Below are 16,788 nucleotides of genomic sequence, written 5' to 3' on the forward strand. Positions count from 1 at the left end.
GTCCGATCAGCGGAGGGTCCGGGGAGGGAGGGAGACGGCCTGGCGGTGCACGTGGACCAGTCGCTGGCCCACCGTGACCGCGCTGGCCGCGGCGAGCAGCCAGAGCCCCGCGGCCAGGACGTACGGCACGCCGAGGCCGGACAGCCCGGCCGAGACCAGGCCCACCACCAGCCGCTCGGGCCGCTCGGCCAGGCCGACGTCGCAGGTCAGGCCCAGGCCCTCCGCCCGGGCCTTGACGTAGGACACCAGCGCCCCGGCCACCAGGCAGAACAGGGCGGTCCCGGCCAGCACCCGCTGACCGCTCAGGGCGAGCCAGACCGCCAGCCCCGAGAAGATCGCGGCGTCGCCCACCCGGTCGAGGGTCGAGTCGAGGAAGGCCCCCCAGGTGCTGCCCGGCCCGGTCATCCTGGCCATGACCCCGTCGAGGAGGTCGGCGAAGACGAAGAACGTGATCACCATCGTGCCCGCGAAGAGCCGGCCCTGGGGGTAGAAGAACAGCGCCGCGGCGACCGTGCCGAGCGTGCCGACCGCGGTGACCGCGTCGGGACCGACCCCCCGGTTGACGAGTGCCCTGCCCAGCGGGGTCAGGACTCGGGTGACGGCGGGGCGCAGAAGTTTCAGCATCGCGCTCCGATCGTAGGCCACCCGGCCCGGAGCCGCGCATCCGCGGACCGGCCGCGGGAGCGGATCGGCGGACCGCGCGGGCTCACCGTGGGACCTAGTGCTCTTGTGGGATCCGCCGCGCGGGTATGTGGTGAACACACCGCGTCGGCGAGATGTGCGGGCGCGGAAGCGGACCTTTCGGGTGCGGCCGCACGCGACCGCCCTCTTCGATGACACGGGAGGCGACATGGCGGAGAAATCGACCGGCGCAGCGGGAGCCGCGGGCAGGGCACCCGCGGCCGACCGGCCGGACATGGTGCGCAACGTCGTGCTGGTCGGCCACTCGGGAGCGGGCAAGACGACCTTGGTCGAATCCCTCCTGGTCGCGACCGGGACGATCCAGCGGCCCGGCAGGGTCGAGGACGGCACCACGGTCAGCGACTTCGACGAGGTGGAGATACGGCAGCAGCGCTCGGTGAACCTCACCGTCGCCCCGATGCTCCACGACGGCGTGAAGATCAACCTGCTGGACACCCCCGGTTACGCCGACTTCGTCGGCGACCTGCGCGCGGGCCTGCGCGCGGCCGACGCGGCCCTGTTCGTCGTCCCGGCCAACGACGGCGTGGACGGCCTGACCCGGATGCTGTGGGAGGAGTGCGCGGCGGTCGGCATGCCCCGGGCCGTCGTCATCACCAAGATCGACCACCAGCGGGCCGACTTCGCCGAGGCGCTCGCCGCCTGCCAGGACGCGTTCGGCGACGGCGTGGCCCCGCTGTACCTGCCGGTGGTGACCAACGGCAAGGTCAACGGCCTGATCGGGCTGCTGACGCAGCGGTTCTACAACTACGCCACCGGCACCCGGACCGAGAACGCCCCCGGCCCCGACTACCAGGACCAGATCGACCGGTACCGCGGCGGCCTGATCGAGGGGATCATCCAGGAGAGCGAGGACGAGTCCCTGATGGACCGCTACCTCTCCGGCGAGGAGATCGACGTCAAGGTCCTCGTCGGCGACCTGGAGAAGGCCGTCGCGCGCGGCGGCTTCCACCCCGTCCTGGCCACCGGCACCGGCGTGGGCACCGCCGAGGTCCTCCAGCTCATCACGCAGGGCTTCCCCTCCCCCCTGGAGCACCCGCTGCCGGAGATCACCACGATCGACGGCACGCCGGTGGCCGACATCGCGTGCGACCCCGACGGCCCCCTGGTCGCCGAGGTCGTCAAGACCACCAGCGACCCCTACGTGGGCCGGATCAGCCTGGTGCGCGTGTTCTCCGGGACGCTGCGCCCGGATGCGACCGTGCACGTCTCCGGGCACGGCCTGGCCGACCACGGGCACGAGGACCACGACGTGGACGAGCGCCTCGGCGCGCTCTCCTGCCCGCTGGGCAAGCACCAGCGCCCCGCCGCCCAGGGCATCGCCGGCGACGTCGTCGCGGTGGCCAAGCTGTCCCGCGCCGAGACCGGCGACACCCTGTCGGACAAGGACCGCCCGCTGCTGATGACCGCCTGGACGATGCCGGACCCGCTGCTGCCGGTCGCGATCCAGGCCCGCTCCAAGGCCGACGACGACAAGCTCGGCCAGGCCCTCGGCCGCCTCGTCGCCGAGGACCCCACGCTCCGGCTGGAGAACAACCCCGAGACCAAGCAGCTCGTCCTGTGGTGCATGGGCGAGGCCCACGCCGACGTCCTGCTGGACCGGCTGAGCAAGCGCCACGGCGTCGAGGTGGAGAAGATCGGCCTGCGGGTGCCGCTGCGCGAGACCCTCGGCGGGAGCTGCCGGGTGGTGGGCCGCAACGTCAAGCAGACCGGCGGCCACGGACAGTACGCCGTCTGCCACCTGGAGGTGGAGCCCCTGCCCTCGGGCTCCGGCTTCGAGTTCGTGGACAAGATCGTCGGAGGGGTGGTGCCGCGCCAGTTCATCCCGTCGGTGGAGAAGGGCGTGCGCACCCAGATGGAGCGCGGCGTGGTCGCCGGGTACCCGATGGTGGACATCCGCGTCACGCTGTTCGACGGCAAGGCCCACTCGGTCGACTCCTCCGACATGGCCTTCCAGATCGCCGGGGCGCTCGCGCTGAAGGAGGCCGCCGCCAAGGTGCCCACCCTGCTGCTGGAGCCCGTCGACGAGGTCGCCGTGCTGGTCGCCGACGAGTACGTGGGCGCGGTGATGTCCGACCTGTCCTCGCGCCGCGGCCGGGTCCTGGGCACCGAGCCGGTCGGCGTCGGGCGCACCCTGGTCCGGGCCGAGGTCCCGCAGCTGGAGGTGACCCGCTACGCCATCGACCTGAGATCGATGTCACACGGCACCGGGACCTTCCGGCGCTCCTTCCTCCGCTACGAGCCGCTCCCCTCCCACCTCGTCGACAAGGTGACCGCCTGACCGGCCCGCGGGAGGCGTGCCCGTCCGTCGCACGCCTCCCGGAAGGGCGCTCCCGTCACACGGACATCACGAATCGATTTCTTTTTTCCGGCCGGAGCATCGCGCCGCCGATGACACACTGTGGTCCATGCGTACCGGACGACCACTGCTCGCAGCCGCCGCCCTCTCCGCCGTCACTCTCGGTGCCGCCTACACCTTCGGTCCCCAGGACGAGGCCGCCGCGCCGCGGAGGACCGCGGGCGCCCCCGGCGCGGCCTCCGAGCTCGCCACCGCCACCACCGCGGCCGCGCAGTGCCGTACCGACGCGCGCTACCCCAAGCGGCAGCTGCGCGGGATGTGGATCGCCACGGTCAACAACATCGACTGGCCCGTGCGCACCGGCCAGACGGTCGCCCGGCAGCAGGCCGACTACGTCAAGCTCCTCGACAGCGCCGCCAAGCGCCGGATCAACGCGGTCTTCCTCCAGGTCCGCCCGGCCTCCGACGCGCTCTACCGCTCGGGCCTGGAGCCGTGGTCGAAGTTCCTGACCGGTACGGCGGGCAAGGACCCCGGCTGGGACCCGCTGCCCTTCCTGATCGCCGAGGCCCACAAGCGCGGCATGGAGTTCCACGCCTGGTTCAACCCCTACCGCGCGGCCTACGACGCCGACGTGAGCGCGCTGCCGGCCTCCCACCCCGCGCGCGTGCACCCCGACTGGGTCGTCAAGCACGAGGGCCGCCTCTACTACAACCCCGGCCTGCCCGCGGTCCGCGACCACGTCACCACCGTCATCAAGGACGTGGTCAGGCGCTACGACGTCGACGGCGTGCACTTCGACGACTACTTCTACCCCTACCCCGGCCGGGGCACGAGGTTCAAGGACGGCGCCGCCTTCGCCCGCTACGGCAACGGCGCGACGCTGGCCGACTGGCGGCGCGCCAACGTCAACACGCTGGTCGCCCAGGTGGACGCGGCCGTGCACGCGACCAAGAGGCACGTGAAGTTCGGCATCAGCCCGTTCGGCATCTGGCGCAACAGGTCCAACGACCCGGCCGGGTCGGCGACCAGCGGCATGTCCGCCTACGACTCCATCTACGCCGACGCCCGCCACTGGATCCGCAAGGGCACGGTCGACTACGTCATGCCGCAGCTGTACTGGCCGCGCGGCTTCCGGGTCGCCGACTACGACGTGCTGATGCCGTGGTGGGCCAGGCAGGTCGAGGGCACCGGCGTGCACCTGTACATCGGCCAGGCCCTCTACCGCGTCGGCACCACCGACACCCCGGCCTGGACCAGGCCCGGCGAGCTGCCCGCCCACCTCACCCGCAACCGCAGGCACCCCGAGGTCCGCGGCGACGTCTACTTCAGCGCCACGCAGGTCCGCACCGACCCGCTCAACGCGATGGACCGGATCGCCAAGGCCCACTACTCCCGGCCGGCCCTGATGCCGCTGATCGGCGGCCTGGGCGGCACGGCCCCGGCCCAGCCCTCCGACGTCAGGCTGCGGACGGCCAAGCTGTCCTGGAAGTCCTCCCCCGGGGCCCGCGCCTACGCGGTCTACCGGGTCGCCTCCGGCGGCGTGGACGCCTGCTCGGTGGCCGACGCCCGCAACCTGGTGGCGGTCGTGCCCGCGGCCTCCGGGGCGCGCCAGAGCCTGCCCGCCACCGGCGGCGGGACCTACCTCGTCTCCGCCCTGGACCGGCTGCACAACGAGAGCGCGGCCACCCGGGCGGTCCTCCCCTGACGGGCGGCCGGTCCTCCCCGGAGAGGCCCCGCGCGGCCCGTCCCGGGTAAAACCGGCTTCCGATGGACCGGCGCGCGATCTTCCCCTACGGTGCGAGCAGTCGATGTGGGAACAGGGCCGCAGGGCCCCGGGGAGGTCACCGGTGAGGCGTACGCTGCTCGCATTCGCGCTCGTCCTTGGCGTGCTGTGGCCGGGATCGGCGCAGGCCTCCGCGCCCGCCGACGAACGGGTGGTGCTGATCGGCGTTCCCGGCCTGCGCTGGAGCGACCTCAGCCCCAAGGACACCCCCAACCTGTGGCAGCTGGCCGGGCAGAGCGCGGCCGGCTCCCTGTCGGTCCGCGCGGTGGGCCGGGTGACCTGCCCCTACGACGCGTGGCTGACGGTCTCGGCCGGGATCAGGTCCGCCGTGGGCTACGCCTGCGGCCTGCCCCCGGTGCCCGAGCCCGCCGACGGCGGCGGCGCGGTCATCCCCGGCTACGCCTACCTCACCGACGTCGCCGGGCAGCGCAGCGCCGGGACCCTCGGCGAGGCCGTGCACGCCGCGGGGGACTGCACCCTGGCGGTCGGCCCGGGCGCGGCGCTGGCCCTCGCCGACCGGACCGGGAAGGTGGACCGCTACGCGCCCTCCCCCGCCCAGATCCGGGCGGACGCCCTCGCCGCGTGCCGGGTGGCCGCGGTCGACGTGGACGACCTGATCCGGCCCTACCTGGGCGACGGGCGGCTGCCGGCCGTCGAGGACGCCCTGACCCCGCAGCAGCGGGCGGACGCGCTGCGCCGGGCCGACGTCAAGACCGGCGCGGTGCTCAGCGCGCTCCCCGAGGACGCCACCGTGCTGCTGGCGGGACTGTCCGACCACGGGGCGCAACCGCACCTGCGGGTGGCCCTGATGCGCGCCGGGGCGCAGCTGCGGGACCGGTTCCTCGGCGCGGCCTCCACCCACCGCGAGGACGTCACGATCCTGCCGGACATCACGGCCACCATGCTCTCCGTGACCGGGATCCCGGTCCCGCCGTCGGTGGTCGGCACGCCCTGGGCGGCCGGCGCGGACCGCACCGGCGGGACCGCGGCGGCGCGGGCCGAGCTGCACGGCGCCGACGTGGCCGGCCAGACGATCCGGGAGATCGGCGGGGCCTTCTTCACCACCGTCGCCGTGCTCCAGGTCGTCTTCTACGCCACCGCCTTCCTGCTGCTGCGCCGGGGGCGCGGGCTGGGGCGGGTACGCCTGGCCGCCCTCGTCCTCGCCTCGCTCCCGGTCTCGACGTACCTGGTCAACCTCACCGACTGGCACCGCGCCGGGACGCCGGTGCTCTCCCTGGCCGCGGGGATCGCCGGCTGCGCGCTCCTGCTGGCGGTGGCGGCGCTGGCGGCGCCGTTCCTCTGGGCGCGCTCGCGCGCGCTGACGGCCCACCGGAGACAGGGCGGCGGACGGCGCGGCGGGCCGCGGTCGCGCTCCCGGCGCGCCGCCCTGCGCCGGGGCAGCCCGCTCGGGCCGCTGGCGGTCGTGGCGGGGGTGACCGCGGCGGTGCTCGCCGGCGACCTGCTGACCGGGACGACCCTGCAGCTCAACAGCGTGATGGGCTACTCGGCGGTGGTCGGCGCCCGCTACTACGGCCTGGGCAACATCCCGTTCGCGCTGTTCGCCACCTCGGTGCTGCTGCTGTCGGCGACGATCGCGCACCGGCCGGCGGGCCGGGGCCGCCGGGTCGCCGCGATGGCGGTCTTCGCGGTGCTCGGCGGCACGGCGATGATCCTGGGCGGCTGGCCGGGCGTGGGCAGCGACTTCGGCGGCGTGATCGCGTTCGTGCCGGGCATCGCGGTGGCCGCGCTGCTCGTCGGGGAGCGGCGGGTCTCGGTCGTCAGGCTCGGGGCGCTCTGCGCGGCGGGCGGCGTCACCGTGATGGCGATCGCCTACCTCGACCACCTGCGCCCGCCGGCCTCCCAGACCCACCTCGGCCGGTTCGTCGGCCAGATCGCCGGCGGCGAGGCGCTGGACGTCATCGGCCGCAAGTTCGGCGCGATGGTGGGCACGCTGCTCAGCCCCAACCTGATGCCGATCGTGGTGGCCGCGCTCGCGTTCCTCGTCTACGCGCTGCTGCGGCCGGAGAAGGCCACCGCCGGGGTGCTGCCGGCCGCGTTCGCGTACTCCCCGGCGCTGCGCGCGGGGCTGATCGGCACGCTGGTCAGCGGCGTGGTGGGCATGCTCGTCAACGACTCGGGCGCGGCGGTGCTGTCCATGGCGCTGGCGCTGGCCGTACCGCTGGTGCTCTCGGTGGGCGTCGCGGTGCTGCGCGACGGCGGCCCGCCCTACGCGTCGGGCCAGCAGCCGGCCAGCAGCGACCTGGTGTCGCGGAGCAGCTGAGGCAGCACCTTGGTCTGGCCGACCACCGGCATGAAGTTGGTGTCGCCGCCCCAGCGGGGCACCACGTGCTGGTGCAGGTGGGCCGCGATGCCCGCGCCGGCCGCGTCGCCGAGGTTCATGCCGACGTTGAAGCCCTGGGCGCCGCTGGCCTTGCGCAGGGCGGTCAGCCCGCGCCGGGTGAAGTCGGCGAACTCCGCGGTCTCGGCGGGGTTCAGGTCGGTGTAGTCCGGAACGTGCCGGTAGGGGCAGACCAGCAGGTGGCCGGAGTTGTAGGGGTAGAGGTTGAGGACGGCGTAGACGGCCTCGCCCCGGGCCACGATCAGCCCGTCCGCGTCGTCCAGCTTCGGGATCTCGCAGAACGGGCAGCCGTCCCCCGGACCCGAGCCGGTCGGCTTGTTCTCGCCCTTGATGTACGCCATCCGGTGAGGGGTCCAGAGCCTTTCGAACGCGTCCGGCGTTCCCGCTCCCCGCTGGAGCTCTGGCTCGTTGCTCATGGCGGCCAGCATATTGCCCGGCGGATCGGTCCTTGCGGGCGCCTCCCGGGTGCCGGGCGGGGCGCCCGGGGACCGCGGTGGCGGCGATACGAGGGATAATTCCGGCAGAGTCCCAGCGAGCGTGACAGAACCACAGCCGAGGAGCACCCCATGACGATCGACGTCTCCGCCGCGGAAGCCGCCGAGGACACCGTCGGAGCCGCAGGAACCGCCGAGGGCGTCGATGACGGCGTGTCCCCCGCCGAGACGACCGCGGTGACGCCCGCGATCACGGTGACGGCGGCCGACCCGGCGCCGTCCGCCGTTCGCCCGTTCTCGCTCGGCCTGTCCGTGGCCACCGCCCCGGAACCGGTGTCCGCGGCCGTGGTGAAGGGGCGGATCAAGGTCGCCGACGAGGTGGTCGAGAAGGTCGCCGCACTCGCCACGCTGGAGGTGGCCGGGGTCGCCGACCTGGGCGAGGACGTCGGCCACCTGGCCGAGGCGCACCGGGAGCGCTCCGGCGCGCGGCGGGCCGGCCGGGGCGTCTCCGCCCACGTCCAGGACCGCACCGTCGCCGTCGACGTGGCGATCGTGGCCGAGTACGGCCACGTGGTGATGGACGTGGCCAACGAGGTGAAGACCAACGTGGCCCGCACGGTCAGCCGGATGCTGGGCATGCGGGTCGTCGAGGTCAACGTCACCGTCGACGACGTGCGGCTGCCCGGCGAGCTCGGCTCCGACGGCGCCGAGGACGGCGCCCCGAACCCGGAGTCCTGAGGCCCGGGCACGGAATGCGGCGGGCCGCACGGAGCGGTCCGCCGCGTTCGCGGGAGCGGAAGGCGGCCGGGCCCGCATACGGCGGCCGGACCCACGTGGCGGCCCGGCCGCGCATGGAGGCCGGACGCCGCACGGGCCGGGCTCACGTGAGCCCGGCCCGCGTGGAAGAGGTCAGACCTGGACGCGGTTCTCGATCGCGGCGACGATCTCGTCGATCGCCTGGTCGACCGGGACGCCGTTCTTCTGCTCGCCGTTGCGGAAGCGGAAGGAGACCGCGCCGTTGGCGATGTCCTCGTCGCCCGCCAGCAGCATGAACGGCACCTTGGCCTTCTGCGCGTTGCGGATCTTCTTCTGCATGCGGTCGTCGGAGGCGTCCACCTCGATCCGGACGCCCCGCTCCCGCGCCTTCTTCGCCACGTCCTGCAGGTAGGGCGCGTGGGCCTCGGCGATCGGGATGCCGACGACCTGGACCGGGGCGAGCCAGGGGGGGAACGCGCCCGCGTAGTGCTCGACCAGGACGCCGAAGAAGCGCTCGATCGAACCGAACAGCGCCCGGTGGATCATGACGGGCCGCTGCCGTGAGCCGTCCGACGCCTGGTACTCCAGCTCGAAGCGCTCGGGCAGCATGAAGTCGAGCTGGATGGTCGACATCTGCCAGGAGCGGCCGATCGCGTCACGCGCCTGCACGGAGATCTTCGGCCCGTAGAACGCCGCGCCGCCCGGGTCGAGGACGAGTTCGAGGTTCTCCGACTCGGCGACCTCGCGCAGCGTCTCGGTGGCCTCCTGCCAGGTCGCGTCGTCCCCGATGGACTTCTCCGGGTTCTTGGTGGACAGCTCCAGGTAGAAGTCGCTCAGGCCGTAGTCGCGCAGCAGGTCGAGCACGAAGCGCAGCAGCGAGGCCAGCTCGTCGCGCATCTGCTCGCGGGTGCAGTAGATGTGCGCGTCGTCCTGGGTCAGGCCGCGCACCCGGGTCAGGCCGTGCACGACGCCCGACTTCTCGTAGCGGTAGACCGTGCCGAACTCGAACATGCGCAGCGGCAGCTCGCGGTAGGACCGCCCGCGCGCCCTGAAGATCAGGTTGTGCATCGGGCAGTTCATCGGCTTGAGGTAGTACCTCGCGCCCTCCAGCTCCATGGGCGGGAACATGCCGTCGGCGTACCAGTCGAGGTGGCCGGAGGTCTGGTAGAGGTTCTCCTTGGTGATGTGCGGGGTGTTGACGAAGGAGTAGCCCGCCTCGGTGTGCCTGCGCCGGGAGTAGTCCTCCATGAGCTTGCGGATCACGCCGCCCTTGGGGTGGAAGACCGGCAGACCGGATCCCAGCTCGTCGGGGAAGGAGAACAGGTCGAGCTCGGCGCCGAGCTTGCGGTGGTCGCGCTTCTCGGCCTCCTCCAGCAGGTGGAGGTACTCGTCCTGCTTCTCGCGCGACTCCCAGGCGGTGCCGTAGATCCGCTGCAGCTGCGGGTTCTTCTCGCTGCCCCGCCAGTAGGCGCCGCCGGAGCGCATCAGCTTGAACGCCGGGATGGACCGGGTGCTCGGCACGTGCGGGCCGCGGCACAGGTCCTTCCAGCACAGCTCGCCGGTCTTGGCGTCGAGGTTGTCGTAGATGGTCAGCTGGCCCGCCCCGACCTCGACGCTCTCCTCGTCGGCCGCGCCGCCCTTGAGGCCGATCAGCTCCAGCTTGTACGGCTCGGCGGCGAGCTCGGTGCGCGCGTCCTCGTCGGAGACGGGGCGGCGGGAGAACAGCTGCCCCTGCTTGACGATCTCGCGCATGCGCTTCTCGACGCGCTTGAGGTCCTCGGGGGTGAACGCGGTGGCGACGTCGAAATCGTAGTAGAAGCCGTTCTCGACCGGCGGGCCGATGCCGAGCCTCGCCTCGGGGAAGATCTCCTGGACGGCCTGGGCCATGACGTGCGCGGCGGAGTGGCGGATGATCGCCCGGCCGTCGGCGCTGCCGGCCTCGACGGGCTCGATCACGTCGCCGTCGGCCACGGCCGCCGCGAGGTCCTTCAGCTCGCCGTTCGCCCGGGCGGCGACCACGGAACGGCCGTCGGCGCCGAGGACGTCGCCGTACGTCGTGCCCCCGGCCACCACACGCTCGGCTCCGGCGAGGGTGATGCGAAGTTCTGGCACGGCAGACACGGTTGCTCCTTCGATGAGTGGTCAGAAAACCGATGCTACCGGTGGCGGCGACGCGAAATCCCGGGCGTTCCGCCGCGTCCTCCGCCGGGAGGCGGGGCGCCGCCGTCGGCGAGCCCGTCGGCGGCCTGTCCCGGGGGCATCAATTAGTCTTGGTCGCTGTGAACGCAGCAGCTCAGACTTCCGGCGCCCACGGCGTCGGCATCGCGACCATCACCCCGGACGGGACCGTGCTCGACACCTGGTTCCCCTCCCCCCGGCTGGGCGAGCCCTCCGCACCGGGCACCCGGCGGCTGACCGCGCAGGAGGCCGCCGAGGCCCTCGGCCCGGCCGCCGCCGCGCTGCTCGGCCCCGACGCCGACCGCGGCGTGGAGGTGGTCGCCGTGGAGACCGGGATCGCCGAGCTGTCGGAGCCGCCCGCCGACGCGCACGACGCCTACCTGCGCCTGCACCTGCTCTCCGCGCGCCTGGTCGCGCCGCACGGGCAGAACCTCGACGGCGTCTTCGGCCTGCTGAGCAACGTCGTGTGGACCAACCACGGCCCCTGCGCGGTCGAGGGCTTCGAGGAGGTGCGGCTCCGGCTGCGCGCCCGCGGCCAGGTGACCGTCTACGGCGTCGACAAGTTCCCGCGGATGGTCGACTACGTGGTGCCGTCCGGCGTCCGGATCGCCGAGGCCGACCGCGTCCGGCTCGGCGCGCACCTGGCCGCCGGCACGACGGTGATGCACGAGGGGTTCGTCAACTTCAACGCCGGGACCCTGGGCACCTCCATGGTGGAGGGGCGCATCTCGGCCGGGGTCGTCGTCGGCGACGGTTCCGACGTCGGCGGCGGCGCCTCGATCATGGGCACCCTGTCCGGCGGCGGCAAGCAGGTCATCTCCGTCGGGCGGCGCTGCCTGCTCGGCGCCAACAGCGGCATCGGCATCTCCCTGGGCGACGACGTGGTGGTGGAGGCCGGTCTCTACGTCACGGCCGGGACCAAGGTCACGCTCCCCGACGGCGCGGTCGTCAAGGCCGCCGAGTTCTCGGGCGCCTCCGGGCTGCTGTTCCGCCGCAACTCCACCACCGGCGCCGTCGAGGTCGTCCCCCGCGAGGGCACCGGGGTCGAGCTCAACAGCATCCTGCACGCCAACGACTGACCCGTGGCAGGCCAGGGAACGGCGCCGGACTCCCGGCCCGGCGCGACCGTCGCCCGGTGGGTGACCGACCTCTTCTCGCCCCAGGCGCTGGTCATCGGCCTCCCACCGGTGGTCGGCCTGGCCACCGGCGGCTGGCCGGGCGCCGCGTGGGGGCTGATGGCCTCGCTGCTGTGCGGCGGCGTCCCGGCCGGGGTGATCCTGGCCGGGGTGCGCTCCGGGCGGCTGGACTCCCACCACCTGGTCGACCGGGCGAGCCGGACCACCCCGCTGCTGGTGGCGATGGTCGCGGTGGTCGTCGCCCTGGTGCTGCTGGCCTCCCTGGACGGGCCGCCGCTGCTGGTCGCCACGGTGGCCGCGATGCTGGCCGCCCTCGCCCTGACGGTCCCGATCACCCTCCGCTGGAAGATCTCCTTCCACGCGGCCGTGTCGGCGGGCACCGTGGTGGTGCTCGCCCACACGCTGCCCGCCGTACCGGCCCTGGCGGTGGGCGCGCCGGTCGTGGCGGTGATCTGCTGGGCGCGGGTGCGGCTGCGGCACCACACCCTGGCCCAGGTCGCCGCCGGGGTGGTCACCGGCGGCGGTTCGGCCTGGGCGACCCTGGCCGCGTTCGGCCTCTGACCGCCGCGCCCGCGGGTTCCGGCGCCGGTCGGCGCGCCCCCTTGCGGGGATGCGCCGTACGGCCCCGCGCCGCATCGCGGCGGACCGCCCGGCACGGCGCGGCACGGCGCCGCGCCGCGCGGGGCGGGCGATGCCGGGCCGGGCCGTCAAAGGAGGGTCTTGAGGAACTTCCGGGTCCGGCCGTCGGAGGTGAACTCGGCGGCGGCGAAGTCGGTGACCCCGGCCGCGGCGAGCGCCTCGATCCGGGCGGCGACGGTCTCCTCGTCGCCGACGATCGCCACGTCGGCCGGGCCGGCCGCGCCCTCCCGGTCGAGCACCGCCCGATAGGACGGCAGCTGCCCGTAGACGGCGAACACCTCGGCCGCCCTGGCCCGCGCGGCCTCGACGTCGTCGGTGACGCAGACGGGCAGCGCGCAGACGATCCGCGGCGCGGGGCGGCCGGCGGCCCGGGCCGCCTCGGTGACGGCGGGGGCGATGTGCTCGGCGACGGTCCTGGGGCCGGTCATCCAGAGCACGGTGCCGTCGGCGACCTCGCCGGCCAGCTTGAGCATGCGCGGGGCCAGCGCGGCGATGAGGACCGGCATGTCCCCCGCGCCGGGCGTGCTCAGGCCGATCCGGGCGGTGATCGTCTCCCCTTCGAAGGTCACGTTCTCCCCCCGTGCCAGCGGCATCAGCACCGACAGGTACTCGCGCATGTGCCGGGCGGGCCTGTCGTAGCCGTAGCCGAACATGCCCTCGACCACGACCTGGTGGGAGAGCCCGATGCCCAGGGTCAGGCGGCCGTCCAGGGCGGCGTTGACCGTGAGCGCCTGCTGGGCCAGCGCGGCGGGGTGGCGGGGGTAGGTCGGCACGACGGCGGTGCCGAGCTCGATCCCCGGCACCGCGGCGCCGGCCACGGCCAGGGCGGTGAGCGCGTCGAGTCCGAAGATGTGGGAGACCCATGCCGAGGTGAAGCCCTCATCGGCCCCGCGGGCGATCCTCTCCCGCAGCTTCCCGAGCGCGTCGGGGGACGTGGGCTCATTGATGAACAGGCCGATTCGCATCGCTACCGAACTCCATTCTGGATGATTCGGGCCAGTGTAGGACGCCTTCCGTCATGAACCGAAGGTTGTTCCGGATGGAACGCTCCACTCCTCTCCCGCCGACCGCACCCGGCGGCATGCGGGCGCGCGGACGGGGCACGGGTGGCGTCCGGGGCGGGGGTCACTGCGAGAATCAGGTGACCGCCGGCAGGGAGGACGACCATGGCGCCGTGGGCCGAGCACGCGATCTGGTGGCAGGTGTACCCGCTCGGGTTCACCGGCGCCGAACCGGCCGCGCTCCCGGGCACGTTCCCGGCCGCGCTCCCGGACGGGGCCGCCGACGCGCTTCCGGCCGCGTTCCCGGACGGGGCCGCCGACGCGCTTCCGGCCGCGTTCCCGGACGGGGCCGCCGACGCGCTTCCGGCCGCGTTCCCGGACGGGGCCCCGGTCCGGCACCGGCTGCGGCACCTGGAGGCCTGGCTGGACTACGCCGTGGAGCTGGGCTGCTCCGGTCTCCAGCTGGGGCCGGTCTTCGCCTCGGAGACCCACGGGTACGACACCGTCGACCACTTCCGGATCGATCCGCGGCTCGGCGACGACGCCGACTTCGACCGGCTCGTCTCCGCCGCCCGCGCGCGGGGCCTGCACGTCGTCCTGGACGGCGTCTTCAACCACGTCGGCCGGGGCTTCGAGGCGTTCCGGCGGGCCGGCGCCGACCCCGCCGCGGCGGCGTGGTTCCGCCGGGCGCCGGACGGGGCGGGCCACGCCACCTTCGAGGGCCACCACCACCTGGTGGCCCTGGACCACGACGAGCCCGCGGTGCTCGACCACGTCGTGCGCGTCATGGACCACTGGCTCGGCCGGGGCGCGTCCGGCTGGCGGCTGGACGCCGCCTACGCGGTGCCGCCGCGCTTCTGGCGCCAGGCGCTGGACCGCGTCCGGCCGCTGCACCCCGGCGCCTGGTTCGTCGGCGAGGTCATCCACGGCGACTACGCCGGATACGTCCGGGAGAGCGGCCTGGACTCCGTCACCCAGTACGAGCTGTGGAAGGCGATCTGGAGCTCGATCAACGATGGGAACCTCTACGAGCTGGCCTGGACCCTGGAACGCCACAGCGGGCTGCTCGGCGCCTTCGCGCCCCTGACCTTCGTCGGCAACCACGACGTGACCCGCCTGGCCAGCCGCCTGGACGACGCCCGCCACCTCGGCCACGCGCTGGCCGTGCTGTTCACCGTCGGCGGCGTGCCCAGCGTCTACTACGGCGACGAGCAGGGCCTGCGGGGGGTCAAGGAGGACCGGGCGGGCGGGGACGACGCGGTCCGCCCCGCCTTCCCGGACCGCCCGGAGGAACTGCCCGGCGCCGGGTGGCCCGTCTACCGGCTGCACCAGCGGCTGATCGGACTCCGCCGCCGCCATCCGTGGCTGACCGGCGCCCGCACCACCCTGCCGCACCTGGCCAACCGGACCGCGGCGCTGCTCTCCGCCGACCCGGCCGGCTCGGGCCGGCGGCTCCTCACCCTGCTCAACCTCGGCGACGAGCCCTACCGCTTCCCTCCGGAGACCTTCACGGGATCCTCCACCGGGGCCTCCACCGGGGCCTCCACCGGGACTTCCACCGGGACTTCCACCGGGGCCTCCACCGGGGCCTCCGCCGACGACTCCGCCGGAGCCTCCATCGGGGCCCTGCCCGGCGGGACCGGAGGGCTCACCGTCCTCGAGTCGTCCGGCGGCCCGTCCTCACCGGGAGACCCCGCCCTCGTCCCGGCCCACGGCTGGACGATCCTCGGCGGACGCTGACCCGCCCCGGCCCTCGCCGTACGGCCCGCCCGCCCGGTGGCCGGAGGCCGCCGATCCGTCCGGCCCCGCCGGATCCATCTCTTGACCGCTCCTGGTGATAACGCTAACAATCAGGCGGCACCGGCCCACGCCGCCCGCGTCGGTCACCGAACCGGCCGCGGGCCCGGGGCCGCCCACCACGGCACCGACAGGGAGCAGTCTCCGTGCAGCAGGCACACGTCACGCTCGATCCGGCCTTCCGCATCGCACCGGTGCACCGCCGTACCTTCGGCGCGTTCGTCGAACACCTCGGCCGGTGCGTCTACACCGGCATCCACGAACCCGGCCACGCCACCGCCGACGAGGACGGCTTCCGCCGCGACGTGCTGGAGCTCACCCGGGAGCTGGGGGTGACGACCGTCCGCTACCCGGGCGGCAACTTCGTCTCCGGCTACCGCTGGGAGGACGGCATCGGGCCGGTGGAGGACCGCCCCCGGCGGCTCGACCTGGCCTGGCACAGCACCGAGCCCAACCACGTCGGCCTGGACGAGTTCGTGCGCTGGTCGCGCAAGGCCGGGGTGGAGCCGATGATGGCCGTCAACCTCGGCACCCGGGGCATCCAGGAGGCGCTCGACCTGCTGGAGTACTGCAACGTGGAATCCGGCACCCACTGGTCGGACCTGCGCCGCGCCAACGGCGCCGCGGAGCCCCACGCGATCCGCATGTGGTGCCTGGGCAACGAGATGGACGGCCCCTGGCAGATCGGCCACAAGACGGCCCGCGAGTACGGCAGGCTCGCCGCGGCGACCGGCCGCGCGATGCGCATGCTCGACCGCGACCTGGAGCTGGTGGCCTGCGGCAGCTCCGGCTCGTCCATGCCGACCTTCGGCACGTGGGAGGCCACCGTGCTGGAGGAGGCCTACGACGTGGTCGACTACGTCTCCTGCCACGCCTACTACGAGGAGCACGACGGCGACCTGGCCAGCTTCCTGGCCTCGGCCGTCGACATGGACCACTTCGTGGAGTCGGTGACGGCCACCGCCGACAGCGTCCGGGCGCGGCTGGGCGCCACGAAGCGGATCAACGTCTCGTTCGACGAGTGGAACGTCTGGTACCTGTCCCGCTACCTGAACGCCGAGCCGCCCGCGGACTGGCCGGTCGCGCCGCCGCTGCTGGAGGACCACTACCACCTGGCTGACGCCGTGGTCCTGGGCGGCCTGCTGATCTCGCTGCTCCGCCACAGCGACCGGGTGACCGCCGCCTCCCTGGCCCAGCTGGTCAACGTGATCGCCCCGATCATGACCGAGCCGGGCGGCCGGGCCTGGCGGCAGACCACCTTCCACCCGTTCGCGCTCACCGCGGCGCACGCCCGCGGCGACGTCCTGCGCGTCGAACCGGTCTCCCCCGTCCACGAGACCGCCAAGTACGGCGAGGTCCCCCTGCTCGACGCGGTGGCCACCCGGGACCCCGAGACCGGGGAGACGGTCCTGTTCGCGGTCAACCGCTCGGTGAGCGAACCGCTCGAACTGACCGTGGACGCCCGCAGCCTCGGCACGGCGGCGCCGCCGACGGCCGTCACCCTGTCGGGCCCCGACGTCTACGCCCGCAACACCGCCGACGACCCGGACCGGGTCGCCCCCCGGCCGCTCACCGGCGTCACCGCGGACGGCGGCACGCTGCGCGCGGTGCTGCCCGCCGTCTCCTGGACCATGATCCGCCTGCCCGGCGCCTGAGTCCCGTAGGTCGGCCGCGCGGGGTCCCGGCGACGCGTCCCGCCCGCCCGAT

12 protein-coding genes are annotated in these 16,788 nt (G+C 73.9%); 8 read left to right on the plus strand and 4 right to left on the minus strand.

Going from position 1 to position 16,788, the window contains the following annotated elements:
* Positions 1–6: 6 nt before the first annotated feature.
* On the minus strand, positions 7–624 hold the full coding sequence (gene pgsA / locus HS045_RS23195) for a phosphatidylinositol phosphate synthase (protein ID WP_196453510.1): 618 nt from the start codon (positions 622–624) through the stop codon (positions 7–9).
* A 226-nt stretch (positions 625–850) separates the two neighbouring features.
* On the opposite strand from pgsA, the gene HS045_RS23200 reads away from it, so the two are divergent.
* From HS045_RS23200 to HS045_RS23210, 3 genes are all read left to right on the plus strand, one after another.
* Complete coding sequence (locus tag HS045_RS23200; protein WP_196453511.1) at positions 851–2,980, plus strand: elongation factor G-like protein EF-G2; 2,130 nt, start codon at positions 851–853, stop codon at positions 2,978–2,980.
* 127 nt (positions 2,981–3,107) lie between these two features.
* Entirely contained in the window at positions 3,108–4,703 is a 1,596-nt protein-coding gene (locus tag HS045_RS23205; RefSeq protein WP_196453512.1) for a glycoside hydrolase family 10 protein, read from the plus strand.
* A gap of 142 nt (positions 4,704–4,845) precedes the next feature.
* Positions 4,846–7,062, plus strand: coding sequence for a hypothetical protein (locus HS045_RS23210; protein ID WP_196453513.1), 2,217 nt, complete (start codon positions 4,846–4,848; stop codon positions 7,060–7,062).
* Here the strand turns inward: HS045_RS23210 and HS045_RS23215 are convergent.
* Positions 7,008–7,556 carry an HIT domain-containing protein gene (locus HS045_RS23215; protein WP_230884547.1) on the minus strand — a complete coding sequence of 183 codons (549 nt, stop codon included), beginning with the start codon at positions 7,554–7,556 and terminating at the stop codon, positions 7,008–7,010. The two genes, HS045_RS23210 and HS045_RS23215, sit on opposite strands and share 55 nt — an antisense overlap.
* 150 nt (positions 7,557–7,706) lie before the next feature.
* Between HS045_RS23215 and HS045_RS23220 the strand changes: the two genes are divergently transcribed.
* Positions 7,707–8,312, plus strand: coding sequence for an Asp23/Gls24 family envelope stress response protein (locus HS045_RS23220; RefSeq protein WP_196453515.1), 606 nt, complete (start codon positions 7,707–7,709; stop codon positions 8,310–8,312).
* A 171-nt stretch (positions 8,313–8,483) separates the two neighbouring features.
* Here HS045_RS23220 and thrS read toward each other — a convergent pair whose 3' ends face one another.
* Complete coding sequence (gene thrS / locus HS045_RS23225) at positions 8,484–10,451, minus strand: threonine--tRNA ligase (protein ID WP_196453516.1); 1,968 nt, start codon at positions 10,449–10,451, stop codon at positions 8,484–8,486.
* A gap of 158 nt (positions 10,452–10,609) precedes the next feature.
* On the opposite strand from thrS, the gene dapD reads away from it, so the two are divergent.
* Together dapD and HS045_RS23235 are read left to right on the plus strand one after the other, a co-directional pair.
* Positions 10,610–11,587, plus strand: a complete 978-nt coding sequence (gene dapD / locus HS045_RS23230; protein ID WP_196453517.1) for a 2,3,4,5-tetrahydropyridine-2,6-dicarboxylate N-succinyltransferase — start codon at positions 10,610–10,612, stop codon at positions 11,585–11,587.
* 3 nt (positions 11,588–11,590) lie between these two features.
* Positions 11,591–12,205 (plus strand): hypothetical protein, encoded by a 615-nt coding sequence (locus HS045_RS23235; RefSeq protein WP_196453518.1) that lies wholly within the window; start codon positions 11,591–11,593, stop codon positions 12,203–12,205.
* A 146-nt stretch (positions 12,206–12,351) separates the two neighbouring features.
* Here the strand turns inward: HS045_RS23235 and HS045_RS23240 are convergent, their stop codons facing one another.
* Positions 12,352–13,248, minus strand: a complete 897-nt coding sequence (locus HS045_RS23240; protein ID WP_196453519.1) for a TIGR03564 family F420-dependent LLM class oxidoreductase — start codon at positions 13,246–13,248, stop codon at positions 12,352–12,354.
* 201 nt (positions 13,249–13,449) lie between these two features.
* On the opposite strand from HS045_RS23240, the gene HS045_RS23245 reads away from it, so the two are divergent.
* Both HS045_RS23245 and HS045_RS23250 read left to right on the plus strand, forming a co-directional pair.
* Positions 13,450–15,024 carry an alpha-amylase family protein gene (locus tag HS045_RS23245; RefSeq protein ID WP_196453520.1) on the plus strand — a complete coding sequence of 525 codons (1,575 nt, stop codon included), beginning with the start codon at positions 13,450–13,452 and terminating at the stop codon, positions 15,022–15,024.
* Between the two features lie 203 nt (positions 15,025–15,227).
* Entirely contained in the window at positions 15,228–16,736 is a 1,509-nt protein-coding gene (locus HS045_RS23250) for an alpha-N-arabinofuranosidase (RefSeq protein WP_196453521.1), read from the plus strand.
* Positions 16,737–16,788: the final 52 nt, after the last annotated feature.

Origin of the sequence: Planomonospora sp. ID82291 (assembly GCF_015711645.1) — a bacterium.
GTDB lineage: Bacteria > Actinomycetota > Actinomycetes > Streptosporangiales > Streptosporangiaceae > Planomonospora.